Source organism: Veillonella dispar (assembly GCF_937975875.1).
GTDB lineage: Bacteria > Bacillota > Negativicutes > Veillonellales > Veillonellaceae > Veillonella > Veillonella dispar_B.
In genome coordinates this window covers 1-25,418 of sequence record NZ_CALJSP010000014.1, presented here as the reverse complement: position 1 = coordinate 25,418, position 25,418 = coordinate 1, and the positions used below count along the sequence as shown (strand labels likewise).

Sequence of the window (25,418 nt, the reverse complement as noted above, 5' to 3'; positions counted from 1 at the left end):
ATCTTCGTATATCTAATAAAGATATTATAGGTTGATCTAAATTTAGTATCCCATCAATTTGATTTCTACATAAAAGAAGGTATCAACTGCCGTTGATACCTTCTTTTAATTCCACTATATAGTTATTAAGAATTATCTTAATATACTAGTTCTCCATTAAATGTACGATATTCATCACCAATTTTTGTTAAATCCTTTACAAGTAATCTAGAAGTTTGATGATCTAACTTCATAACTAATGTATATCCAACAGATTTAGCCTTATGTATTACTTCACCTAAGAAATTAACAATGTTAAAGAATACCTCCTGAGGAGTACAATCTAAACATTTTAATAAAGAGTCATCTTCTTGTAATCTAATACTATATATAGTCTCTCGATCGTCTTCCAACGTAAAATTCAATAAAACAGAAGTTGTCTCTACATCATAATCCAAATGATATGTATTAAGACGACCGCGCACTATAGCTTTATTATCATCTAAAATATTTGTAATTTCAAGCTCTATAGGCCTATTCTTATCAACTGAAAGTACATATTTTTTCATAATTAAAATCTCCCAAACCAATATATTAACTAATGTAGTCCCCTAGAAATGAATACTCCCAATATATTCATTCTATAATATTTTGCTATACAAATTATAACTAATTATGAGATAGAAAAGCCATAAACTATATATCAAATATATTCGATATATTTTAAACATTAGTTACAATATACACATTATACTTTATTTAGAATAACCCCCTATTCTCTGGTTATATCATTATGCTCATAAAATTTAATATAACAAATCAAAATCCCTACAAGAATTGGATAAGCCAATATAAATTCATTACTCATAAAGCATGCAATTTGCCCAAAGAATGCTACCAATAGGTAAACTAATGTAGGGTTATTAATATACTTTTTAATCTTATAGGTTCTATATAAAATATATAAAATTGGGGTAATAAACAAGATTTCCCCTATCAACCCAAACCATGCCAATATAGCTGCAAACTCATTAAGTACTGGATACTCAAATGCTAAAAAGCCTTTTTGTAATACGTCTTCTGTCCAACGTTTAACTTCGCCACTATCTTTAGCAAAATCAGGGAATTTATCAACCATATAACTTGAGTGTAAGCCTCTACCAACACCAAATGCTAAATGATCTAGTCCAACGTTAAACATAGCTACGGTATTACCAAATCTAGCTGAATTAGATCTAGAACTAGTATTGCTGACTGACTTAACATTGCTATCAATATACTTATCTAGAGCTTTTTCTACAGATACAGACTTAGGTCCTTCTTCAATAGCAGTCGTTTGAGAAATACTAGCTTTAATCATAGGGCTTACTACGGAGTCACCAACAATGGCGAAGGAATAGCTAAAAATACTTAAACCAATCGTAAATAGACATAACTTCCACCAAGATTTATATCTAAATATTAGACTTAATACAATAAACGCAACCAGTTCGAATAGATAAACAACAACACCTGTTCGAGCCCTAGTTAAGAAAATCATGACAACTAAGAGAAATGCTAATATAATATCAAGTTTATTCTTAGAATTTACATAATGAATACCTAATAATGGTGCCAAAAACACCGCAATCATACTAAAATAGGATGGTTCTAACGCAAGGCTTCTAAGTTGACCTGGCCATAATTCCGGAGGCCACCACCCACTTTGTACTACAGGGTCATATAAGCTATTATTGATCATTACTAGTATAGAAGCTAAATAATCTGAACCACTCCATAGCCAAGAAACCTCTATAACAGAGTAAGCTATACATAGAATTGTTAATATTCTTGCAGCATTAACAATTGTATCGAGACCTTTTTTACAATCATCCTTATATAGATTAAAAATAATTAAGAATAACCCTATTAGTGGGAATATAAAGTTTCTAAATAAATACCAAACTAAAGATACCATCAACTTTACTTGTAGAATAAATTCATTACCTACGAATGAAGGAAATAGAGCATATAGTTTTTGGATAACAGATGTATTAATTAGATACGTATAGATAACAGTATCATAAAAAGGAAAAGAGAATACCCCTAAAATAGTACAAAAAACAATCCAAACGATAGATATAGCAAAATATGGTTTAAATGGAACCTCTGTCTTCTTTTTCCATATACTATATACAATAAATAACAAAATGGAAAAGAAAAGAAATATCATCGATAGATTATTACCCATTGAGAACAAAGTATACCGATCTGGTATCCGCATCAATGGTAATGCAATTATCATTGCACAAAGCAATAGCTCTTGAATTTTATAATATACTGTATTAATCATATTAAGACAAACCTCACAAACTAGTTAATACATCTTACAAGAGTCGCTTCCATAATAAGCCTCCCATAACAATCATAATTAGAAATTCTGTTAGTAGCATTGTCATTGCTACGCCTTCTGCACCCCACATATAACACAATGGGAATATAGATAACAAACTAAAGAATGCTGCTAACACTAGAGTTCGACTATAAGCACTATTCATATTAAGGGGTAACATCGTTTCTTCACCAAATACAGTACTAATAGCAACAGCTAATGGAACAAATGACAAGATTCGTAATACATCAACTGTTAACTCATAATCCGCTCCAAACAGTAGCGTAACTATAGTATCTGAAAAGAAAAATAGAGATGTACAACCAACGAGGCCAATAAGCAAATACAAGAATAATTGCTTTCTAATAAATTGTAATCCCTTGGGAATATCATCTCTCATCATCTTACTTATAAATGGATATATTGCATCACTTACAGCATATATACCTCTGCGAACACAGGTAATTAATTTATCAGCAGCACTATAATAACCAACGATAACATTATTCGTAAGCATACCTAATACTACTACATTAGTTGCAGTATACAAGTTAACTGCCAACGAAGATACGAATATAGACCAGCCTTCTTTATAAGAATTAATAATCTCATCCATAGGTGGCAATTTAAATAATCCTGTATAGTGTTTTCTTAACCAAACTATTGAAAAAATACCTGCAATTAATGGAGTACAAGCTTGTAAAAATGCCGCAAGTATATAATCATCTGGAGATTTTACGAGTAAAAATATACCAAGCATTGTACAGATACGACCACTCATATTTAAGATGGTAATATACCGCATTTTCTGTATGCCCTGGAAAAACCATACAGGAAATAAAACATTGCCTATAATTCCACAGTACATAACCTGAAATAATACTATATCAATCATATTTCCTAGTAATATACGTTGCAAATTATAAATAGCGAAAAATACTATGGTAACAAATATTAATATACATACTTTTCCATAAAAATATTTGGCAAATAGAGATCCTATCTTCTGTTCTTCAGCTTGTGCTATTGCCTTTGGTGCCGTTAAGGAGTACCCAAAATCAACAAAAATTCGGAAATATTCCATAATACCTTGCATAAAGGCAATCATCCCGAAATGCAATGGTCCTAATACGCGAATCAAATATGGTACCAAGATAAATGCGAGTACATATTCTAAAGCACGCAGAGTCAGCAGAGAAAATATATTCTCTATTAATACGGAGTAACTCTTCCTCACATTACCCATCCTCTAACATTAATATCTATCAAACCTTACTAATCATGCTTTCATAATTAGAGAAAACCCCATAGTATTATCAATCTAAAAATATCAAGATAATCTCTATGGGTTTTAATCATATATAATATACAACCTTACAAATATATATAATTTATATTTAATAATACAATTTAACCAATACCCTCTTTATATATTGTTTGCATTTCCACAATGGGTTATGGCTAGTATCAACTGTATGAGCTAATACATAGTGTTTATATTGAGTTAGTAAATCATTGTACTCTTTCTTACATTTATTTGCACAAACTCTACGAGACAATTCCACATAGGAATTTAAAAGATACAGTTGCAGCTCATTCTTTACACTACTACAGTGATTCATAATATAATCACTCATATATATATGGGACTCTACTGTATCTGTCATAAAACGTCTACTGAAATTAGCCATTATACTACCAGCGCGTTGTACATAATAATAAAGGGGTTCATTTACTGTTACTATAGTATTAGCATTTAAAAATAGCCTGAAAATAGTAAAATTATCCTCTTGAACTCTCCCCTTTGGAAAACGAACTAGTACTGTCCCATTGAATAACTCAGATTTAAAAAGTTTATTCCATACTACATTGAGATCGAATGGTTCAGTTTTTAATAGATAATATCTCAACATATCCATGCCTGTAAAAGTTCGTTTATCATCTTGAACAGACATAGTGTGTATACTTATATCATCATCGCCTCTATAGATATAATAATTACAGGAAACCATATCAGCATTGATACTATTCGCTACAGTAAATAATCTTTCACACATTGTATTTTCTATAAAATCATCACTATCAACGAATAAAATATAGTCTCCCGTAACATGATCTAAACCATAATTACGAGCATCGGAAAGCCCACCATTTTCTTTGTGAAAAACCTTAATTCGTTTATCCTTCGCCGCATAAGAATCTGCAATAGAACCGCTACAATCGGTTGCCCCATCATCGACTAAAATAATTTCTAAATTTTGATAGGTTTGATTAAGTATTGATTGAATACATTTATCAACATACTGTTCAACATTATAAATAGGAACAATAATAGAAATTAATGGCTCCATATACTCAATCCTTTCGCTCTATCTTATAAGCAACAATATTATGTCCACAGCGTTGGTCCTCAGGAGGCATCTGCATATAATCATCATACATATTGTCCAGGTATTCTCTCCAACAAGACATAACAGAGAATGATTGATCTTCAAATTCAATGGTAGTCATCTTTTCAAAATCTTGTTTAGGTAATCGTTCCTTTACACCTTCGCCCCATGCAATTACACCAACATGCTCTGAGGTGATATAATCATAGGATTTAGCCAATCGATCCATAATATCGATACAACGTTGTTTACCAAATAAACGGCATAATGGCACAATAACTAATTTGCCTAAAGCATGGATGAGAGATTTACCCTTAAATAGCTTAGCACTAGCTAATGTAAGTATTTTTTGATAAAAAATCGATTTATCATAAATTTCTTTCATGATAGACATATCTTCACTAAACCCATCAACAGGAAAAATATCTATCCACAAATACTTACTACGCAATGTATTAGAATATATATTTTCACAAGGAATATTTTTATTGATTATAGCCGCATAGGTTGCATCCAAACTATGATTGATAGGATTAGCAATTAGCTCTAATCCATCGTGATCGTAGTGCTCTTTTAAGGTTAATAACCGTTCATAATCAGGTCTTGGCATGCAAACATCAATATCATCATCCCAAGGTATAAACCCTTTATGTCGAGCTGCACCTATTAATGTGCCATAACATAAGCTATATTTTAAATTATATTTTTTGCAAAATTGGTCAAAATCCTTGAGAAGATTTAACTCTTCTAGCTGAACTTCTCGTAAAGATAATTGTTGCATACTCATCAAATCCCATACTAAATTACAGTAACATCGGTATCAGATACAAACTTATGGAGGACGCGTACCTCTTCAATTATATCTTGATGGCTCATCAAGAAGCTTTCAGAATCCTCTCTAATACATTTCAAGAACTCAACAATTCCATATCGTAAGCCTTCACCTTCAAATTTATAGAAGTACTTTTGATTCAAGTTTACATCTTCAAAGCGCATTTCAAAGAATTCTGTTTTCCACCAAGGTGCAGGTACATAGATATATCCTTTAGAACCAGATATGACTAAATCACCCTCAGCTTTAGCATTGATAGCCACTGTAGCAGAAGCCATCGCATCATCATAAAGGAAATTAATTTTCGATAAAATATCGACATCATCAACCTTATGACTTATAAAATCAACGCGGTTATAATTAAAGCCTAAGAGTTTAAAGATAGCCAATAACGGATAGGATGCTAAAGATAAAATACTACCACCCGCTATTCTAACTTGATTAGCCAAATCATCACCTAAAACTTGTGTAAAATTAGCCTCTACATTAAAGATTTTACCAATTTTTCCACTACGAGCCATGGCAATTAACTTATTAAAAGCAGGGCTATACGCTGTTTTTAAGCCTTCCATTAATACTAAGTTGGAAGATTTCGCCAACTCTATCAAGCGTAATGTTTCATCAAGGTCACTACTAAATGGAAATTCTGTTAATACATGTTTTCTAGCTTGTAGTGCTTTTTCAATATACGCACCACGTTTAGATAAAGGCATGTTAATATATACCGCATCTACCTCATCTAGTAACTTTTCAGATGAACAAAATTGCTCTAAATCATTAAACTGATATGATTTATAGATAGTATCAGTCTCATCTGTCTCTGTGTACCCACCTATAATATCAATACCACTAACAAATTTAGACTCATCTAAAAATCTGTCCAAAATAACTTCATTACCAATAATACCTAATCTAACATTCTCGGAATTTCTGATTTGAGTACTAGAAATACCTTGTGTTCTTGGTAGATAAACTACCTTACAATACTCATTTAAATAATCAAAATAGCCTTCCCAATCAGATCCAACAGTAAATATATCTACATTAAAACGTTTGATATCATCTATTTTTTGGCCAAAATATTCTTCTACTACGATTTCATCTGCAAAACCTGTAGCACGCACATTATCTATGCGCGTCATTAAAGAATCACGAACATTAAATTTGCCTCTAGATTTATCAAAATAGTCGGATGTAACCCCAACAATAAGATAATCACCTAATGCTTTTGCATTCTTTAATAGATTATAATGTCCCTCATGAAACAAATCATATGTTCCATATGTTATCACTTTTACCATATTATTTACCTGTAATCTCTTTAATGACTGATTTCATTGTTTCTACGAGCATTTTATTATCCTCAATCGTTGTATCACCAATATGAGCAACGCGTAGTACAAAGTCTTCATTGACCCCACCCGTAGGATTTACAAAAATATCATATTTGTCCTTCAAAATTGTAAATACATCTTTAGCAATTGGTTGTTCAAAACGAATAGGTGTAACCGCATTACTGATAGTAAAAGTAGGAAGAGATACTGGTAGTTCTTTAATTCTATTTCTGAAATCTTTTGCCACACTATCAATACGAGATAAATAGTTTTCAAAACCTTCTTCTTCAATTAAATGTAATGCTTTATTCATTTCTAAGCATACCCCAACAGCAGGTGTAAATGGTGTTTGACCTCTTGTAAAGTTCTTTATATATTGGTTGAAATCAAAATAAAGATTCTTAATGTGATTATTTTTTACACGTTCCTCATATAATCTGTCACTAATTACAATAGGAGATATACCTGGTGCAATACAAAGTCCTTTTTGGGAACTCAAAATAGTAACATCAATATTATTACCAGCCATATCATAATGATCAATTAAGAATGAACTAATTGCATCAATCACCAAGTACGCTTGCTTCTTTTTAGCAAAGCTACTTAATAAATTAATATCATATAACTGTGCTGTAGAAGTTTCATCAATATTAGCAATAACAAAGGTAAATGATTGTTCTTCTACTGCATCAAAGTGTTTAGCAGTCAACTCCTCGCCATCGTCTAGTTTAATCACAGTATGAGGGATCTCATGGAGTTCACATAAATCAACGAAACGTTGACCAAAAGTACCACCATTAATAACTAGTACATGGTCAGTTTCATTCATACAATTCATAATAGTAGCTTCTAATGCGCCTGTACCAGAAGCTGTTAAGTAGATGGATTTATAGCTTTCTGGTGCATTCATAAACTTTTTGAGCAGTTTATCTGAGTCTAACATAACTTCAGAAAATTCTGCTGTTCTAAAATAAGGAACTTGTTGATGTCTTACATCAAGAATTTCCTTTCTCATTTGTGTTGGTCCTACTGTAAATAGTTTCATAATATAATCCCCTCTTATTGTTTCCAATATACTCTATAGTTATGATGCGGTACCTGGCGATCTTCAGGTGGTGCTTCCATATAATTATTGTACAAATGACTTAAATAGAAATCGCTATCTGTAAGTCCCCAAAACTCAGTATCCTCAAAAGGATATAAACTTCTATTATCAAACAAGGTCTTTTCATAGACCTCTCGTTTATTACCACTTGCACAGTCAACGAGAACACTTATATATTTCGCATCTGAAAATGGATACTGTTGTGCATCTTGGTTAATCTTTTTAATTAAACTTGTAGTTGGTAAAAAATGCATTAAGCTAATGGCACCAAATTTCAAGAATGTACGAATATAACCTTTTAGCTTAGCAAAGCTACCTTTAGAGTCTACATAGCGATTACTAAATGTAAACTTCATAGAAGACCCATGGAATAACAAGTTTAAAAGTTGTTGATGTCTAAATATTTTTTGTTGTGCCTGTGTTTCATCCGGTAACCCATCAATTGGGAAAATATCTATAAATACACCTGCTTTATCAAAATTACGCCACAATGTATTATCAATCATAACTGTTTCTTGATCGAATACCTTTGCCATTGTATAGGTATAAGTGTCATCATTTTCAATAGAAAATACCTGATATCTTGAGTTATGCTCATTATATGTCTTAATAAAGCGATTATAATCATCCCGTGGCATCATAATATCAATATCATCATCCCATGGAATAAAACCTTTATGTCTAACAGCCCCCAACATCGTTCCATAGGCTAATACATATCGAATATCATGTGTATCACAAAAATGTGCCACATCTTTTAAAATATCTAAAGCGACACGCTTAATTTCCGAAAAACCAATTTCTCGCATCAAAAAATTTCTCCATAATACAAATAGGTCTATTATTTAAAGAATTTTCTTTTTAAGAATAAGCCACCTTTTTTCAACCAATTTTGAGGCTCCATAAAGGATACATTTTGTTCTTTATAGTCGATGTTATTAGCTTCAATCCATACGTCGAGCAAGATTTCGCTTACAAAACCATAAATGCGAGCTTCGTATGTATCGTAATTGGAAATATCGACGCGATGTTCAATCTCTTCCAAGATGGAGAACATCCACTCGCAATATTGATCAAATAGGTCTCGGCGCATAACAAACATATTGAACATGTGCGCCCATGTGCGATTACAAACCTTTGTGAAAGCAGCGCTATATTCTGGATATTTTTCAGCGATGATTTGCTCTGCCGCATCAAGGCCGTCGCTGTGATGGGCATGATTATAGTGAGAACGGTTAGATTCAATATAATATTTACGCTTATCTGCTACCACAACAGGATACTCTGAAAGTAGTTTTTCCCATTCTGGACCTGTAAGAATTTGATTCTTTTTGTCCTCTACGGAACGCACCTCTTTGCGTGTAAAGTATCGTCTGTAATGAACAAGGCCGATATAGTCCGCATCAAGGTTTTTCCAAGCCCAATAGAGGCCTGTCAATTCGCAGTAATTTGCATTTTTTGAGGAAATATTATCCCCCGTATGATCGCCGGTATAACCAATATCAGCCTTGCCCTCTCTACCTACATGGATTGGCATATATACAGAATCCTCTGGCATCCAATATTGCTTATGTGTAGCTACTAAAATCTTAATATTCACTAGTACTCTCCTACATGAGTGTTGTCTCTCAAGTCTATCTACTTACCATATGAAAAATTAGGCTAACTCTTTTTCTACTAATGCCAAGGCACTAGCAATAACCTTATCCATATCGTAATATTTATATTCCCCTAAACGACCACCAAAGATAACATTGGAAATCGTTTCAGCCTTTTTAACATATTTTGCGTAAAGGTCTAAATTCTTTACATCGTTCACTGGATAATAGGCTTCTTCGCCGATTTTCCAGTCTTTTGGATATTCTTTAGTTACATATGTAACAGGTTGTGTACCAAATTCAAAGTGTTTATGCTCGATGATACGAGTATACGGAATGTCGCCTTCTGTATAGTTCACAACGGCAACACCTTGATGATTTTCCTCTTCAAGACGTTCTGTTTCAAAGTGAAGGCCACGATATTCTAAAACTCCTTCAGAATAACCAAAGTATTCATCAATAGGACCTGTATAGATGATCGTATCTGCCAAGGCTTCATATTCATCACGATGTTTGAGGAAGTCTACGCCTAAACGAACTTCAATACCCTCTAACATGCGTTCAATCATCTTGGTATAACCGCCCATAGGAATACCTTGGAAACGGTCATTAAAGTAATTGTTATCGTATGTATAACGCACAGGTAAACGTTTAATAATAAAAGCTGGCAATTCTGTACATTTACGACCCCATTGTTTTTCTGTATACCCTTTGATGAGCTTTTCGTAAATATCTGTACCTACAAGGCTAATAGCTTGCTCTTCTAGATTCTTAGGTTCACTTGTAATAGCAGATCGTTGCTTGGTAATGATGTCCTGTGCCTCTTTAGGAGTTCGAATATTCCACATTTTGGAGAATGTATTCATATTAAAAGGCAAATTGTACATTTCACCTTTATAGTTCGCTACAGGACTATTTACATAGTGATTGAACTCAGCAAATTGATTCACATAATCCCACACATGCTTTAAGGAGGTATGGAAAATATGCGCACCATACACGTGAATGTTAATATCGTCTTTGCTTTCACAATACAGATTACCTGCTATATGATTACGACGATCGATAACAAGTACAGATTTACCACGCTTGTGCGCCTCATGGGCAAATACAGCACCAAATGGGCCCGCCCCAACTACTAAATAATCGTATTTCATTAATAGGCCCCTTTCGATTTAACGACAGCCAACACAGTTTTCAAAAGATATACAATATCAATCCACACGGACCAGTTATGAACATACCAAGAGTCCATTAATACACGCTCTTCATAGGTAGTATCGCTACGACCGCTAACTTGCCATACACCGGTAATCCCTGGTGGTACAAGGTAAAAGTCGTTGATATACTCACCGTATTTCACGATTTCATCGCGCACGATAGGACGTGGACCTACGAGACTCATATCGCCAACGAGAACATTCCACAATTGAGGTAATTCATCAAGGCTTGTTTTGCGAAGGAATTTACCAATACGAGTAACACGAGGATCATCTTTTAATTTGAAATCTCGTTCCCATTCCTCACGGGCTGCAGGATTTTCTTTCAAATATACCTCTAATGCCTCTTGTGCATTCGGCACCATGGAGCGGAATTTATAGCATGGGAACTCTTTACCACCTTGGCCAACGCGCTTATGACCAAATACGATAGGCCCTGGAGAATCTAGATAAATCAGTACGGCTACAATGGCTAAAATTGGCAAAATCAAGATGCCACCACATACAGTAGCTACAATATCAAATATGCGCTTCATAATGCGGTTAGACTTGCGAGCCAAGTTATTTTGTACGCGCAATACAACAGCTTGCTCTTCCATCATGCCCCGAGCCGTAATATTACTTGCTGGTAAACCAAATAACTCAGGCACAAAGGCTACTCGTTTTACCAATAATTGCAATCGATTGATCAAAGATACTAACTTTTTAGGTTCTAACCCTGGTGCACAAATAAGAACTGTTTGTACACCTGTATCTTTAATAACTCGTTCAACATCGGAAAAAGCACCTAAACATGGATATTCTTTAGCAATGGTAGAGGATTTAGGATTATCATCTACATAACCAATAATCTTGTACGTAGCAATTGGCATGCGATCTAAGGATTTCTTTACGAGCTCTGCTGTTTTACCTGCACCAACGAGAAGGACTGGTATATTTAAATATCCTGCCTTTGAGAGAATCTTGCCTACAATAAAACGACTACTAAAGATAAAGAGTAGCATAAATAAATAGGCAAAGATAACAAAGAGTCGAGATACATCGTTGATTACATGACCTGTGTACATGAGTACAATAGATACAACGACGCCAATAGTGATACTGCGGAATAGGTTCTTCATCGTATCCCAATAAGGAGATACTACTGAGTATGCATTATTAAGAAGTAATATGGCTAGAAACACAAGAGGTATAATGCCATATACATAGATTTCATCTACCTTAAAATGTGGACTCACCGGTAAAAATGGCAAATTTAACCGCAAATGATAAGCTGCTAATGTGCCTAGCACAATAGAAATATAATCAGCTATAAGTACTATAAATTTACTAACAAGCAACTTGTTGTGATTATTATATCCATAACTATTCATACTAATACCCCAAACTATAAAAAAAGGTTGTTTTCTCAATACAATTTTCAAGAAAACAACCTCTAAAACATACGAATACAATGTACCAATATTTACTTATATTGTATCATATTCAAAAGTTTAAAACTATGAAAAACCATAGATTTTAGCTATCTTTTATGTAGTTTTTTGGAGATTCTCAGTCTATTTAAATCAGACATAAAAACCAATTAAATAATGCGTAAATATTTCCTAAACAGCCTTGTGATTCTCATTTATTTTCAATTGAATCATGATGCCCATAACAATCCAAAACATGCGGATCCCCGATGAATTTCCCCATGTATAATCTATAGATCCAAACAAAAACAAATAGCTAATAAAGCCTACCATTATTGATAAATCATAAGGGTTTCTTGATTTAACATAATGTATTAAAGATTTACAGAATATAAAGAATGAAAATCCTAAGAATCCAATGAGGCCTAATATGCCAGATTCAGAAGCTATTTGCAATAGATTATTATGAGAATGGCCTAGATCTTGAGTTTCTTGTTTTAATTTATAGTGTTCTCTATATGTTTTTTGCCATAATCCAGGACCAACACCTGTTACAGGATGATCCATAATCATTTGCTTATCTGCTTCCCATACATAGATACGGCCCAAATTTGAACCATCTGTGCTTATATTAAAAGTACTTTCAAAACGAGCTACATAGGCTTGATTGCTACTAAATGCATATCCTATACCTACAACAGCTACAAGTAATACTAATACATAGCGAATATTTACAAAGCAATAACGCAATGTAATGAGCGCACCATTAATGCCATTAAATAACCAGGAACCACGACTTTGGTTCCCCCACATGCCTAATAGCATGCCAAGCAAAGAAAATACAGCAGATTTTCTTACATACGAAGGAAATGCTTTATCATAAGCAGCAATTAAAGCCAATGGAAAGGCCAATGTCAACAACATGGCTAGCCCCATCATAGAGCCATGAATAACACCACCTGCACGACCTCCTGGACCTAAATTATAGCCCAATAGATACTGTGCAAAGGCAGATACAGCATCGATACCCATATATACAAAGAATACTGATAATATGGCGTATAATTTGCGAGAACTTTTAATAAATAACAGAATTGGTACGATGACTAATACCTTCCAAACCCAAATATTAAAGAAATATTTAGTAGTCACCGCTATATCATTGCTGATTAATGCGGACGGCAATACGCATAGTAACATGCCTAAATAAGCCCATCCATATTGGCGTATCGATTGAGGTATGGAGATTTCATGTCGCCTATACCAGCACGTTATTAAGGTCATCAATATAATGAGGCCATATAGTAAATTACCTAATGCCATGGATGACCGTGTCGTACATATCATAACTGAAATAAGTACGGTTAGTACCATTTCAGAATTTTTAAGTATCCAAGATTGCATACTAACCTCTTTTCCCCTACATAGTTACAATCTACTATTTATCATATTAACATCTATACTTTATAGATATCTATTTAGTTTATAAATATCTATTTGCTGTATAAATATTATTTTACTCGTAACAATGGTCGTACATGATTTTGAATTTCTTGTTCATATTGATCGAGTAATTCATAACGTTTTCTGTATTGACTACGTTTTTGTGATTTAATCTCTTCAATGGGTTTACGATATTCCTCTAATGGAATTTTGAAGAACCGTTCATCACTACATACAACACCGCCAGATTCCTCCCACAATGGATCTAGCTCAGCTACCTTAGCACGGTGACCGCGAACTAAGTGGGTATTTGCGTAAAAGCCTTCATCAGAAACAGCGTAAATAGATTCTACCTTACAGATGACTGCAATATGGCGCAATAAGAACATGATAAAGTTTTTTGGTCGATATCCAAACATCTTTTTAGTCACTGTTTTAGCATTATCTAAACCATCTTTATAGCCTTGAATTGTGCCAATCCACATAGCAGGTTCCCCATTAAAACCTTTGCCAAAGCGGAAATTAGCATGGTATACGCCTTGTTTACCCAAGGTTAGTAACAAGGTTAAGAAGCCTTCTTTACGCTGACCAGGGCCATAATATAAGCGCGCTACCATATCAAGGTCTTCTGATTCCCATACGATAAAGCCACGATTCATACGACTAACATCGTCGTAAATATTATCTGGATCTACAGAGTACATTTCACGAATCGCTTCGTCTGTAAATACATCTTTTAAATAATCAAAATGATTAACAATAGCCTCTAATCGTTCCTGTGGTGTTGAGCTTTTAAACAAGAAAAATCGTGTCATTAACTCAAATAAACCAACTTGACGGTCTAATAAGGTTGGATCAGGCGTATAGTTTGCAAAATAGGTCTCTAGTGCCTCAATTTCCCCTTTATTGCGGATAGAGCGCATTGTATGAAGGAAAGTACGTCTAGTTTCCCTCCAACTACGTTTGCCATAAATCTTACGGCCTCGCTGCCATTGTGTTTGTAAATATCCCATCTCATACTCCTATCCACTCATATAACTACAAATATATCAATGATTCGTGGAATGTAAATTATCTATAATCGTAACTAATTCATGGGCCACACGATTAACCATGAATCGTTCCTCTACAACATGTCGTGCATTGGTGATGATCTTCGGCAAGTTTACATCATCACTCATCACATGTTCCATAGCCTGTTGTAATGTGTGTTCGTTCAGCGGATCTACAATAAATCCAGATTCTCCATCGTCTATGATTTCTCGCTGAGCCCCAGAACTGCTTGTAATGACTGGTACACCGCAATACATCGCCTCACAGATAACGAGACCAAAGGCCTCCCGTGTTATTGTTGGCAATAGTAAACAATCAATTGATCTATATAAACCTTCAATATCTCGTGTAAAGCCTATAAATTCAACATAAGAATGCATTTGATGCGCTTCTATATAGTCTGTTAGTTTTTTAATTTGATCCTCTGTACCAGCCCCAGATATAATCAATCGAACATCTGGATTGTTTTGATGAATCTGTTCAAGGGCACTTAAAATCAGATATAAACCTTTTCGTTCTGTAATACGCGCACTATAGCCAAAGGTTCTAACCTTGGATTTCATAGGAACTGCATCTGAAAAGGACTGGAATCGGTCCGGATCGATACCATTATATACAACATGGTATTTGCTAGTATCCTTTATAACAGGCGTCATAAGGTCGTCATAAACGAGTTTAGATACACAAACAAAGGCATCCACTTGTGCATTGATCCATCTATGATACATATCTGTTTTACCAGGTACAAGATTATGTTTAATAAACACTAACTTAGCACCTGTTAACTGCTTAAGGGCAATACAGAATAAGATATATTTACCAGAGTGGCATACAATCGTATCAATCCCTTGTGCTTTTACCTGTTTAGCTACTGCATTAACAGATAGAAAACCCTTCAAGGTATAAAGATTGGCCGTCATCACATAGCCCACTTGAGCATAGCGAGATTGCATATCTTCATTCGATTGGTCCACTAAGATATAGGCAGTCCTATGTCTCTGTTGTAATTGTTTACAAATATCATATACATATTGTTCGCCACCACCCCAAATTTTGGCGCCTACAACATTGATTATAGACATAGGTTCCTCCTATCATACACATATCAATACACATTTAGTAGCATCTATTGATGTATACGAAATACTGGTTACATATACATCAATAGATATTATTGTTTAATTATACTACGACTTATTCATACTGTCTTCATGATTAATGAGCCACATGGTCAACAATGTCCAATCACGAGCATCATCCCCGTGATTATCAATAGGCCGAATTGGCTCAACCGGTTTATAAGACGGTGTGTTGCTTTCACCATAATCCATGCGAACATCGCCCATCATATGCGGCGTAATCCACTGGTACGGCGTAACTAACGTATCGGGCTGTTTATCAAACAAGGACGGCACAATGGAATAATATTTAAAACCCTTTGGTGCAATGGCTTCAATGATCGTAGGCATGAGGCTCATATGCGTGCCAATGGATGCCGTAATACTGTCCTTAGTGAAAGCAGGATGTTGCAATAGTCCTACCGTACAGAATGTATCGCGCAACGTATAGTCTCGTTGAATTAAGGATGTATTATTCAAAGAGCCAAATAGATTAGAGTGGTCACCAGTAACAACGAATAAACTATCAGGAAATGCCTCTTTCATAGCATTAACAAAGTTAAAAATCGCCCTATCACTATAGCGATAGGTAGCCAATTCCTTATTGCGTTTCTTGTTGGATTTTAAATCATCTCCAAGGTTTGGCATCACCTGTTCAGGATCATAATCTAATAAGGAATCCTCCATTTTATAAGGACCATGATTGGATGTAGTATAAATAAAATGGAATGTAGGATGTTCTAAAGATTTGATTTTCTCTTCAATATGTTCTAAAAATACATGGTCATAAACGCCTACCCAAGTCTTAGGTGCATAGGGACCACAAAAAACGGAAGCACTTTCTACGCGGTCAAATCCTTGAGCCTTACCAAAGTGATTAAAGTTACCATACGATGCATTACCACCATACCAGTAAATCGTATCATAACCTAATCGCTTCATTTGAGATGCCAAAGAAGTCGGCAATGGTTCATGCCAGAAGGCTTCCCGTTCATTGATTTCCATACCCGCATCATAGACACCAGATAACAGACTCACAATGGATGGACGAGATACATTACCGGCAGGCAAGAAATTAGGTACTTGTGCCGTATGTGGATTATCTTTAAAATCCCATAAACCAGGACATATATTAAGTTCCTTATAAGGTTTATCAAGAGACCATTGTGGGATACTTTCACCAACAATAAAGAATATATGTTGTGGTTTATCAATACGAGGACCTGATGCAACGCGCTTGAATGCATGAAGCGGTGTATTCAAATCCTGCCAAGAATCTTTATATTCCTTAGGAACAATACGGTGAATTGCGTCATCAATGTCCTCAGCAGATGCGGTATATTCATCACGAAGGGGATGTTTTAGCACCGTTTCTAAGGCACATAGATCTGGCACTGTAGCACGAGCAAAGAATATATCCTCTTTTACCACTGTAGGAATCGTATCCCATTCTGGTTTATCATCATGAGATAAGGTTCCACCATAGCGGAACCAATAAAATCCCAAAACGGAGGCAGCCACAAGACCTATATTCCAAGCTACAGTAGGCCAAGTTCCTTCAATAGTTGGATAAGGTATAGATGGCAAGGATAAGAAGAAATCTCCCATGTACCAGGATATAAACGTAATAGGAATCAAGCCTAAAATGACGAGAATTCCTCGATCTTGATTAAAGAATACATCAATCAAATTACGTTTCTCTGCATGATTTCCATAATGAACCATATAGTTATACGTATCATGGAAATGCTTATAAAAAATCATTTTTCCTGCAAAAGCTGCATAAAGTATGCAGGAATAAATAGTTAATCCCACTAACCGTACAGTATCTTCTATTTGGTGATACCCATCAAATAATAATGCAGGGAGCGTCACCAATACTAAGGGTAATAAGAATACATAAGCATCAAAATCCATGCCCCACCAGAAGCCGTAACGCAATGAACCTAATACAGATTTCCAGCGTCCCTTCCATGTGGGATAAGGATTATACACAAACATGAATATGATTCGAAAGATGGTGCTCAATATAGGAGCCCAAAGCATTAGTTTTATATTTTGTTGTAGGGATAGAAAAAATTGTTCACTCATTTATACTTCCATATCTACGTCAAGAACAATAATTCTCCATAGTAATCTACTATACTAAATTACTGATTATAATTGCCCATTAGATTTGTTTAAATAATATAATTTTACATATTTCGTCATGGTATACATCATATGGTAGATAGATAATAGAAAACCTATTTTTCCATCTAATATGCCGCCTTGCAAAATATATATCTTAAAAAATGCCCATGTTGGACGCAATATAATATCCCCTAAAAAACTACAAGATTTCCCTTGTTCCTTGTACTTGTTGGCCGCTGCTGTAGTGTATTTATTGAACTTTTCAAAGAACTGATGCCAGTTATCATAAGTGTAATGATACAATTTACCTTCTAATGTAGCTTGTGGATAAGGACTAATAAAAGTCTCATGGACTGCCCCCTCCACTGTAGCCCCTTCACGAGGCATTAATCTCAAAACCTTATCAGGTCTTACTACGCCATGAGTAGCTGGATTGTGATGGAATAAATTATATCTTCGTAGCCAATAAGCCTTTGGCTCTCCTTTAATAGATTCTTGGATTGATTTTGCTAATTGAGGAGATACACGCTCATCCGAATCTATAAATAGAATCCATTCAGAATTTGCTTGAGATATACCAAATCTCCGTTGTTGTGACCAATCTCCATTCAGAGGATGTGGTATAACTTTAGCCCCCAAGTTAGTAGCAAGAGGTACCGTTTGATCTGTACTTCCATCATCAATAACTAATATTTCATCAGCAAATTGAATACTTTTAATACAATCTACAATATGTTTTTCTTCGTTGCGAGCTAAGATAATAGCCGTCACAGTGCTCATAGATCATCCTTTAACTTACAAATCCCTTTAATTTACTATGTAGATACATATGGTAGATACAAATATGATATCTACCATATGTATCATATACAAAAATTATTGAATACTATCCCCGTGCTTAATACGCCATGCCGCGAGTTCGCGCATGTTCTTAATCACATCCCCATAGGCTTGAGGCATATTTGTGCCTTGTTCCATAACTTTTCCACTGTTATCTAGATATAGTCTATGGTTAAAGACAAATTCCTCTTGTGTAAACAAGCTTGGCACCATCGCTTCATAGGTTTGACCAGGTCGACCCGCTAGTTCTGCCAAGGTTGGAATAATTTGAATGCTCATGCCAAACGCATTAGGAGCAAGCCAGTCTTTATGAATACCGCGACCATAGAAGATAATCGGAATCGTAGACGCCACATTAGGACCTACTTCACGAGCAAAGGTAAATCGTTCGCTATGGTCCCCAGTGATAACGAAGAGCGCTGATGGATCTGCTTTTTCTTCACTGGCGATAAACTCGCCCATCACATGGTCTGCATACCAAATATGACCCATTTCGTTCAATTGCTTGTCAGTTTCTGCAATTGTATCAGGTAAATGGCCTTTTACCTTATTCACATCATACCCTTCCTTAGCTACATTGATGCTATACGGCGGATGATTAGAGGTGGTCATGATGACATTGAGGATTTTTTCCCCTCTATGTTGATCCATATACGCAGAAATCGCTTTAAACAAGTCTTTATCGCCTACACCCCAGGCATTGCTGTCTTCGCTAGGCATTTCAGACGCATCGTGGAATTCGTCAAAGCCTTGAGACAAGGTGAAGTTCTTCACGTTTTGCCATGTACTAAATCCGCCGTACCAGAATACAGTTTTATAGCCTAGCTTTTTCATAACAGAGCCAATGCCTAAGCCATACGGTTGTTTAAAACTTTCACCTTCGTAATTAGGATATAGACCTGTGTCAGGCATACCTGTAAGTAAACCATTGATAGCAGGCATCGTGCCTGTACCTTGGGCAAGAGCGAGCTGCGTGCTCATCGCTTGAGGACTGGCAGCGTATTTACGACCTTGTTCAACGAGGTACGCACCAGGTTCGTTGTATTCAGAGAGGAACGGCCACAAACCATAGGATTCACCGAGAACGATATTGATAGACTGTGGTTGCTCCGCTAAACGCTCTGTCGTAATAGTTCTTGTGAAAGAACCATCAAAATCCTTACCATTAAATGTTCCACCAATGGCACTGATTTTCTCACTCAATTCTTGAGGAGTTAAGTTGATAACCTCTAACTCATCCGCGCGTTTTGCAATACTTTTAACACGATAAAGAGCCTGCACATCGTCGAGGATGGTCTCGTTTAACAAATTAGAACTGAGGCGTGCCGCACTTTCCCAGTTAATGGAATTCGTATAGTTAAAAGCACCACCAAATCTAAAGAATAGACCTAGTATACCGATAGCTACAGTCAATCCAATACCTGTGATCCACTGCGTTTTCTTCGTCTTTGGATACCAAGTAGGACAAACTAATTGAGTATCAGCGTAATCACTATATTTCTTTGTACCCCACGACAAGAATTTAACGAGGAAATAACAAAGGGCTGCGCTCAATACTACGGCCCCAACGATATACATCAACGCATTATATTCATTGATGGCTGTATTGATAATGGCGCTGATATCATCATTTTTACCATTAATGAGCATCGCATTATAAGAGGAATTGAATATTTTGTAGAACGGAATGCGGCCTAAAAATAGGAAGGTCAACAGTACAGTTGCTATGGAATACACAACCTGTTTAATGCGTAAGGACGGCCATTTAGGTACAAAGGTATGTACCAATGTGCCCCCTAAAAAGACTAGTAAACATAAAGAACCGACTGTCTTGAGACTCAATCTAAAGCCTAGCCATAAGGACGTAAGGATATTCTCCATCGTCACAGATGCTAGCTGTGATTGAAATACTGCAAGAAACACGATTCTAAATGCAGTCAACAAAGCAGAGAAAAAGATAAACATCTTAATCTCTGTCTTTATGCCTTCAAATAATCGTTGCCATCGGTTCATCATTAACCCCTACTGTTCTTCATATAACGTAACTACTCTATATTACCTAACTATAATTATGTTGGATATTTCTTACATTTAGATCCCTTACATCGCTTGCATTTACCGCATCCGCGGTCGATAGTTCCAGCACTTGCCGATTTTTTAGCACTAGTACTCTCCTTGGACCTCTGTTCAGAGGCCTTACTATTCCATACAGAAACTATCGTTTTTGCTTTTTTTCAGATTTATCCTTTTTGGATTTTTTATCCTTTTTCTTGTCTTTATTCTTATCTTTTTTACTGAAAGTATCGCCTAAAAAGACGGTTTTTAACTTGTCATTTAAGACCTTAAGCTTCTTTTCAGCCTTGTCTTTCTTTTTCTTTAACTTATCTTCGGATTTAGAATGTTTGTCTTTCTTAGACTTTTTATGTTTTTTGTCCTTTTTATCCTCTTTAGACTTTTTATCCTCTTTAGACTTTTTATCATCTTTGGACTTTTTATCCTCTTTGGGTTTCTTGTCACCTTTAGATTTCTTATCTTCTTTGAATTTTTTATAATCCTTAGATTTTTTAGATGTATCGTCAGTTCCATTGATACGCGCCCATTCATCATCTACGCGTTTCAATTGCTTTTTAAGAAGCTTTTCCATCTTCTTATTGGCTTTATCTGAATCTAAGCCAGACTTACCGAATAATAAAGCATTTACTGCTGTATATGGATCAATGGAAGACAAATACTCTTCGTCCTCATCCATATCATCTGAGGATTTATTAGATACCTTATCATTTTTAGATGTAATACTATCTGTTTGATTAGTATTATTCTTGCTATTACGAGATTTTTCTGTATTCTTAGATTCTGAAAGCAACACAGAATTTTCTGTATCAAACGGATTTTCTTCATCTAAGTGATGAATTTCTAAGCTTTCCACACCGTCTAGTGGATTTACATCCATATGCTCTACAATGTCTTCATCAAGGTCCGATATCTCATGTTGGGAGCTTTCACCAGATCCTGTAAAAAGACCGCCCATAGAATGCAATACGTTCAATTTAATATGGTTCATGCCCACTGTAGAGTCATGCTGCGCAGGAATATCCGATAATTGGACCTGTTCCATAGCGTACACGTCGTTATTATGACTAGCACCCTTACCAAGATACGATTTATCAGCAATGATGATATCATCTTGATCGTCGCCTAACACATTGCCAAATAAATCCTCTTCAAGAGAATCATAGGTATGTAACATGGACATCCGTTTTTGAACCTCTTCAATTTGATTCCATAAATCTACGAGAGAGGATGTGTAATAAACGCGTTCCTTAACCTCTAAATAAGCTTGGTAAACGATAGCTAATTCAGACTCGTTGAGTCCCTCTTCGGCACCGATTTCTTCTATCATTTGTTGGATCTGTTGATCTCGATCATAACGTTTAATTAAGGCCTTGCGAATACGTTCAATCAATGCTGTATCGATGATTTCCACGGGTACCTCCAGTCTTCAATACACTCAGCCCTATCCACTAACTTAGTGCATACGAATCAATGTATAGAACCATAAAAAATAATTTGATTTTATAATCTCTAATATATTATTATATCAGAATTTATCTGCTTTTTCCTTAATAATCTAGGTGAAAGTTCCTTAAAAATAGAATAAAACCTCAATTTGAATAATGTCCTAGTCGTACAAATTTAGAACCACTAAAACAAGCCTTCAACATTGAGGTTTCTTACATACTAAAATAAATAGAATGAATACATTAAAATAAGCTGACAGAATATACTAAAACAAGTTAACGGAATACACTAAAATTCGTTCCTTATTATCATTTTCTTCAAAGAGATCACTACAATCAATGAGTTCTTCCTGTTCTAATCGCACATGGTTATTCAAGAAGTTTTCTACCTCTTCGTTGACGTAGTAGAAAAATAGTTTAATCTCCCGCGGATGATGATACAGGGAATCAAAGATATTTCCTAAGACCCGCTTAATCGTATGGAGCGCAAAGGGATTAAAGAAAAAACAACGATCTACTTGGTCTGGCAATTCATAAAGAGCCGCATCACCATGCACAAAGCTTACACGATTGCGAGCAGCTGGGCTTTCACCATTGATAAGAGCCCTTTCATAGAGTCGTTCATCGTATTCAATGCCGATAGAGTAACAGCCCGTTTGGTAAGCCATAAAAATGCTAACACGGCCCTTACCACTGCCATAATCGATGAGGGTATGTTTCTTGCGAATATGACCGCTATTCGCTAACCGCTCTAGGACGCAATAATCTGTCGGCTCGTAAGGATGATGCTCTGTATCAGACCGACTATCATCGCGGCCTGCTGTTTTTATTTGTAAAACCTGTTCCCATTCCTGTTCACTTGTCATATATCTAATCCCATCATGAATTCCCAATTGTATGACCTATTTTTAATACTAAATTGATATTTATATATACTATACCCTTATTAGAGCAATATTTACAAATTAAAGGTAATCATGTATCATAATATATGACAAAGGAAGTCAATGTGAGACACGTTTTCACGCAAACAAAAAAGGAGGGTGGCGGCCCTCCTTTTTTTGTGCTAGTTACTGACGAAAGTATCTATCTAGCCACTTGCAGATGTAGTGACAGGTTACACCTGCTACGATGGATACTATTAAGGAAATCAAAGTGTCAAACACGTTTTCACCCCCTTTCTGTTACCAGTCTGGGGCAGTAACACCTATAGTATACAATAAAAGCACCCTTTTGGGTGCTTTTATTGTGTCAAACATTTATTGATGCTAATATGGTATACTAAAGAGTAATATTTTAATATTCTCATGTGCAGAATGATATGTCATAAAAAAGGAGTGTCTACTTACATGGACAGTGATCTGACCTTAGATTTTATAATTATCATCGTATTAATCATAGCAAACGGCTTATTCTCTATGACGGAATTGGCCATCGTCAATGCTAAAAAACGTAAACTCGAAGAAATGGCAGAGGCAGGCAATGAGCGTGCAAAAAAAGCCTTTGAATTAGCAGAGAATCCAAATAATATGTTTTCTACTATTCAAATTGGTATTACCCTCGTTGGTATTTTAACTGGTTTATATTCTGGTGCGACCTTCTCTGGTCCATTAGAAGAGATTTTAGTAGCTAATATTCCAAGTATTGAGCCCTATGCAGCATCCATTAGCTCCTTCCTCATCGTTGCTATCATCACCTATTTATCCCTCGTTATTGGCGAACTTGTACCAAAACGTTTAGCATTAAATAGTCCTGAAAGCATTGCCGTTGTTGTATCTAAACCGATTTACTGGTTATCTGTAGCATTGAAACCTATTGTTAGCTTCCTCGGTGTTTCTACAGAATTTCTTTTAAAATTACTAGGCGTTACTGTGAAAGAAGAGGCGCCTGTTACAGAATCTGAAATCAACAAAATGCTTACCGAAGGCGTTGCCATGGGTGCTTACGAAGAAGAGGAACCTATCCTCGTAGAAAATATCTTCCACTTGGCAGATATGAACGCTGGTGACATCATGACACCTCGTACGCAGCTCAAATGGATCGACCTTAACGGTACAGAGGACGAAATTATGGAAGTCCTCAAAAATGCCAACCATTATCGCATCCCTGTAGGTACTGATTCCTTGGACGAATTAAAAGGTCTCATTACCGTATCTGACGTATTGGTACAAATCATGCAACGTCCTAGCGAACGTTCCATTCATGATATTATTGAATCTTGCTTGAAAGAACCGTTACTCATTCCAGAATCCATTACCCTCATGAAATTGTTGAACGTACTCCGTACAGAAGGCGTTCATGAAACTATCGTTCTCGACGAGTACGGCGGTTTCAGCGGTCTTGTAACCTTACATGACATCATGGAAGAAATCGTAGGTCTCATGCCTTCCGGTGAAGAAGAAATCAAGGAAGAAGAAAATAAAATCGTTGAACGCGAAGATGGTTCCTGGCTTGTAGATGGCCTTCTCGACGTAGATGAATTCAAAGAATTCTTCCACATCGATGAAGAATTACCAGGCGAAGAAAAAGACTTGTACAAAACAATGGGCGGTCTCTTAAATGTTCTTTTCGGTCGCATTCCAAAAGAATTGGACAAAGCAAAATGGAATGGCTATACCTTTGAAGTTGTAGATATGGATAATACCCGTATCGATAAAATTCTTGTTACCTATGAAGAACCTATTGTAGTACAAGAAACAGAAGAAAAAGAATAATACCTACTAGATCATATACTTATGAGCATTGTAAATTTATAAAGAGTGAGTTCTCCAGTGGAGGACTCACTTTTTTGTATTCCTTAATCAATATTAATAAATCATCTATTTCTACAAATACATAGCTTTCAATATATCTAAAAATCATCTAAAACTAAGAAATATATAAATAATTCTTTTATTTTAAGCATATAGGCTAGCCGTTTACATATAAATATAGTATTATTAAATTGTATAAAATATATAATTAAGACTAATATAGAAATAATAACTAATTTATTATTTATTCGAGTATAGATATAATAACTATTTTATTATTTTATCTCAATATAAATATAATAATAAAAAACACTTTCCT

General features: G+C 35.3%; 20 protein-coding genes. 1 reads left to right on the top strand and 19 read right to left on the bottom strand.

The window, feature by feature from the left end; genetic code table 11:
- Positions 1–137: 137 nt before the first annotated feature.
- The 19 genes from Q7P05_RS00580 to Q7P05_RS00490 form a co-directional block, all read right to left on the bottom strand.
- A complete protein-coding gene (locus tag Q7P05_RS00580; protein WP_303930024.1) occupies positions 138–548 on the bottom strand; it encodes a hypothetical protein in 411 nt (136 codons plus the stop codon).
- Positions 549–751: 203 nt separating this feature from the next.
- A complete protein-coding gene (locus Q7P05_RS00575) occupies positions 752–2,311 on the bottom strand; it encodes an O-antigen ligase family protein (RefSeq protein WP_303930023.1) in 1,560 nt (519 codons plus the stop codon).
- Positions 2,312–2,345: 34 nt separating this feature from the next.
- Positions 2,346–3,587 carry a flippase gene (locus Q7P05_RS00570; RefSeq protein WP_303930022.1) on the bottom strand — a complete coding sequence of 414 codons (1,242 nt, stop codon included), beginning with the start codon at positions 3,585–3,587 and terminating at the stop codon, positions 2,346–2,348.
- A gap of 160 nt (positions 3,588–3,747) precedes the next feature.
- Positions 3,748–4,701 carry a glycosyltransferase gene (locus Q7P05_RS00565; protein ID WP_295792783.1) on the bottom strand — a complete coding sequence of 318 codons (954 nt, stop codon included), beginning with the start codon at positions 4,699–4,701 and terminating at the stop codon, positions 3,748–3,750.
- A gap of 4 nt (positions 4,702–4,705) precedes the next feature.
- The gene (locus tag Q7P05_RS00560; RefSeq protein ID WP_303930021.1) at positions 4,706–5,527 is read right to left on the bottom strand and encodes a phosphorylcholine transferase LicD; all 822 of its coding nucleotides are present in this window, start codon (positions 5,525–5,527) and stop codon (positions 4,706–4,708) included.
- An 11-nt stretch (positions 5,528–5,538) separates the two neighbouring features.
- Positions 5,539–6,873 (bottom strand): adenylyltransferase/cytidyltransferase family protein, encoded by a 1,335-nt coding sequence (locus Q7P05_RS00555; RefSeq protein ID WP_295792778.1) that lies wholly within the window; start codon positions 6,871–6,873, stop codon positions 5,539–5,541.
- Position 6,874: 1 nt separating this feature from the next.
- The gene (locus Q7P05_RS00550) at positions 6,875–7,951 is read right to left on the bottom strand and encodes an alanine--glyoxylate aminotransferase family protein (protein WP_303930020.1); all 1,077 of its coding nucleotides are present in this window, start codon (positions 7,949–7,951) and stop codon (positions 6,875–6,877) included.
- Between the two features lie 14 nt (positions 7,952–7,965).
- Positions 7,966–8,820, bottom strand: coding sequence for a phosphorylcholine transferase LicD (locus Q7P05_RS00545; RefSeq protein ID WP_303930033.1), 855 nt, complete (start codon positions 8,818–8,820; stop codon positions 7,966–7,968).
- Between the two features lie 32 nt (positions 8,821–8,852).
- On the bottom strand, positions 8,853–9,611 hold the full coding sequence (locus tag Q7P05_RS00540; RefSeq protein ID WP_195186145.1) for a DUF4422 domain-containing protein: 759 nt from the start codon (positions 9,609–9,611) through the stop codon (positions 8,853–8,855).
- A 57-nt stretch (positions 9,612–9,668) separates the two neighbouring features.
- A complete protein-coding gene (glf, locus tag Q7P05_RS00535) occupies positions 9,669–10,766 on the bottom strand; it encodes a UDP-galactopyranose mutase (RefSeq protein WP_303930019.1) in 1,098 nt (365 codons plus the stop codon).
- Positions 10,766–12,202 carry an undecaprenyl-phosphate galactose phosphotransferase WbaP gene (wbaP, locus tag Q7P05_RS00530; RefSeq protein ID WP_303930018.1) on the bottom strand — a complete coding sequence of 479 codons (1,437 nt, stop codon included), beginning with the start codon at positions 12,200–12,202 and terminating at the stop codon, positions 10,766–10,768. Before wbaP ends, glf begins: the two co-directional genes overlap by 1 nt.
- Positions 12,203–12,433: 231 nt before the next feature.
- Complete coding sequence (locus tag Q7P05_RS00525) at positions 12,434–13,645, bottom strand: O-antigen ligase (protein WP_303930017.1); 1,212 nt, start codon at positions 13,643–13,645, stop codon at positions 12,434–12,436.
- Between the two features lie 107 nt (positions 13,646–13,752).
- A complete protein-coding gene (locus tag Q7P05_RS00520) occupies positions 13,753–14,697 on the bottom strand; it encodes a DUF535 family protein (protein WP_295782509.1) in 945 nt (314 codons plus the stop codon).
- A gap of 36 nt (positions 14,698–14,733) precedes the next feature.
- On the bottom strand, positions 14,734–15,819 hold the full coding sequence (locus Q7P05_RS00515; protein ID WP_005384770.1) for a glycosyltransferase family 4 protein: 1,086 nt from the start codon (positions 15,817–15,819) through the stop codon (positions 14,734–14,736).
- A 105-nt stretch (positions 15,820–15,924) separates the two neighbouring features.
- Complete coding sequence (locus tag Q7P05_RS00510) at positions 15,925–17,946, bottom strand: LTA synthase family protein (RefSeq protein ID WP_303930016.1); 2,022 nt, start codon at positions 17,944–17,946, stop codon at positions 15,925–15,927.
- A gap of 66 nt (positions 17,947–18,012) precedes the next feature.
- Positions 18,013–18,768 carry a glycosyltransferase family 2 protein gene (locus tag Q7P05_RS00505; RefSeq protein WP_303930015.1) on the bottom strand — a complete coding sequence of 252 codons (756 nt, stop codon included), beginning with the start codon at positions 18,766–18,768 and terminating at the stop codon, positions 18,013–18,015.
- A 96-nt stretch (positions 18,769–18,864) separates the two neighbouring features.
- Positions 18,865–20,844 (bottom strand): LTA synthase family protein, encoded by a 1,980-nt coding sequence (locus Q7P05_RS00500; RefSeq protein WP_303930014.1) that lies wholly within the window; start codon positions 20,842–20,844, stop codon positions 18,865–18,867.
- A 199-nt stretch (positions 20,845–21,043) separates the two neighbouring features.
- Positions 21,044–22,312, bottom strand: a complete 1,269-nt coding sequence (locus Q7P05_RS00495) for a transcriptional regulator (protein ID WP_303930013.1) — start codon at positions 22,310–22,312, stop codon at positions 21,044–21,046.
- A 300-nt stretch (positions 22,313–22,612) separates the two neighbouring features.
- Positions 22,613–23,212, bottom strand: a complete 600-nt coding sequence (locus Q7P05_RS00490) for a class I SAM-dependent methyltransferase (RefSeq protein WP_303930012.1) — start codon at positions 23,210–23,212, stop codon at positions 22,613–22,615.
- A 483-nt stretch (positions 23,213–23,695) separates the two neighbouring features.
- Here Q7P05_RS00490 and Q7P05_RS00485 point away from each other — a divergent pair, with 483 nt between their 5' ends.
- Complete coding sequence (locus Q7P05_RS00485; protein ID WP_303930011.1) at positions 23,696–25,060, top strand: hemolysin family protein; 1,365 nt, start codon at positions 23,696–23,698, stop codon at positions 25,058–25,060.
- The last annotated feature ends 358 nt before the right edge of the window (positions 25,061–25,418 follow it).

Coding starts and splice junctions, on each gene's coding strand:
- Q7P05_RS00580 (WP_303930024.1), bottom strand. CDS start 548: ATGAAAAAATATGTACTTTCAGTTGATAAGAATAGGCCTATAGAGCTT.
- Q7P05_RS00575 (WP_303930023.1), bottom strand. CDS start 2,311: ATGATTAATACAGTATATTATAAAATTCAAGAGCTATTGCTTTGTGCA.
- Q7P05_RS00565 (WP_295792783.1), bottom strand. CDS start 4,701: ATGGAGCCATTAATTTCTATTATTGTTCCTATTTATAATGTTGAACAG.
- Q7P05_RS00560 (WP_303930021.1), bottom strand. CDS start 5,527: ATGAGTATGCAACAATTATCTTTACGAGAAGTTCAGCTAGAAGAGTTA.
- Q7P05_RS00555 (WP_295792778.1), bottom strand. CDS start 6,873: ATGGTAAAAGTGATAACATATGGAACATATGATTTGTTTCATGAGGGA.
- Q7P05_RS00550 (WP_303930020.1), bottom strand. CDS start 7,951: ATGAAACTATTTACAGTAGGACCAACACAAATGAGAAAGGAAATTCTT.
- Q7P05_RS00545 (WP_303930033.1), bottom strand. CDS start 8,820: ATGCGAGAAATTGGTTTTTCGGAAATTAAGCGTGTCGCTTTAGATATT.
- glf (WP_303930019.1), bottom strand. CDS start 10,766: ATGAAATACGATTATTTAGTAGTTGGGGCGGGCCCATTTGGTGCTGTA.
- wbaP (WP_303930018.1), bottom strand. CDS start 12,202: ATGAATAGTTATGGATATAATAATCACAACAAGTTGCTTGTTAGTAAA.
- Q7P05_RS00525 (WP_303930017.1), bottom strand. CDS start 13,645: ATGCAATCTTGGATACTTAAAAATTCTGAAATGGTACTAACCGTACTT.
- Q7P05_RS00520 (WP_295782509.1), bottom strand. CDS start 14,697: ATGGGATATTTACAAACACAATGGCAGCGAGGCCGTAAGATTTATGGC.
- Q7P05_RS00515 (WP_005384770.1), bottom strand. CDS start 15,819: ATGTCTATAATCAATGTTGTAGGCGCCAAAATTTGGGGTGGTGGCGAA.
- Q7P05_RS00510 (WP_303930016.1), bottom strand. CDS start 17,946: ATGAGTGAACAATTTTTTCTATCCCTACAACAAAATATAAAACTAATG.
- Q7P05_RS00505 (WP_303930015.1), bottom strand. CDS start 18,768: ATGAGCACTGTGACGGCTATTATCTTAGCTCGCAACGAAGAAAAACAT.
- Q7P05_RS00500 (WP_303930014.1), bottom strand. CDS start 20,844: ATGATGAACCGATGGCAACGATTATTTGAAGGCATAAAGACAGAGATT.
- Q7P05_RS00490 (WP_303930012.1), bottom strand. CDS start 23,212: ATGACAAGTGAACAGGAATGGGAACAGGTTTTACAAATAAAAACAGCA.
- Q7P05_RS00485 (WP_303930011.1), top strand. CDS start 23,696: ATGGACAGTGATCTGACCTTAGATTTTATAATTATCATCGTATTAATC.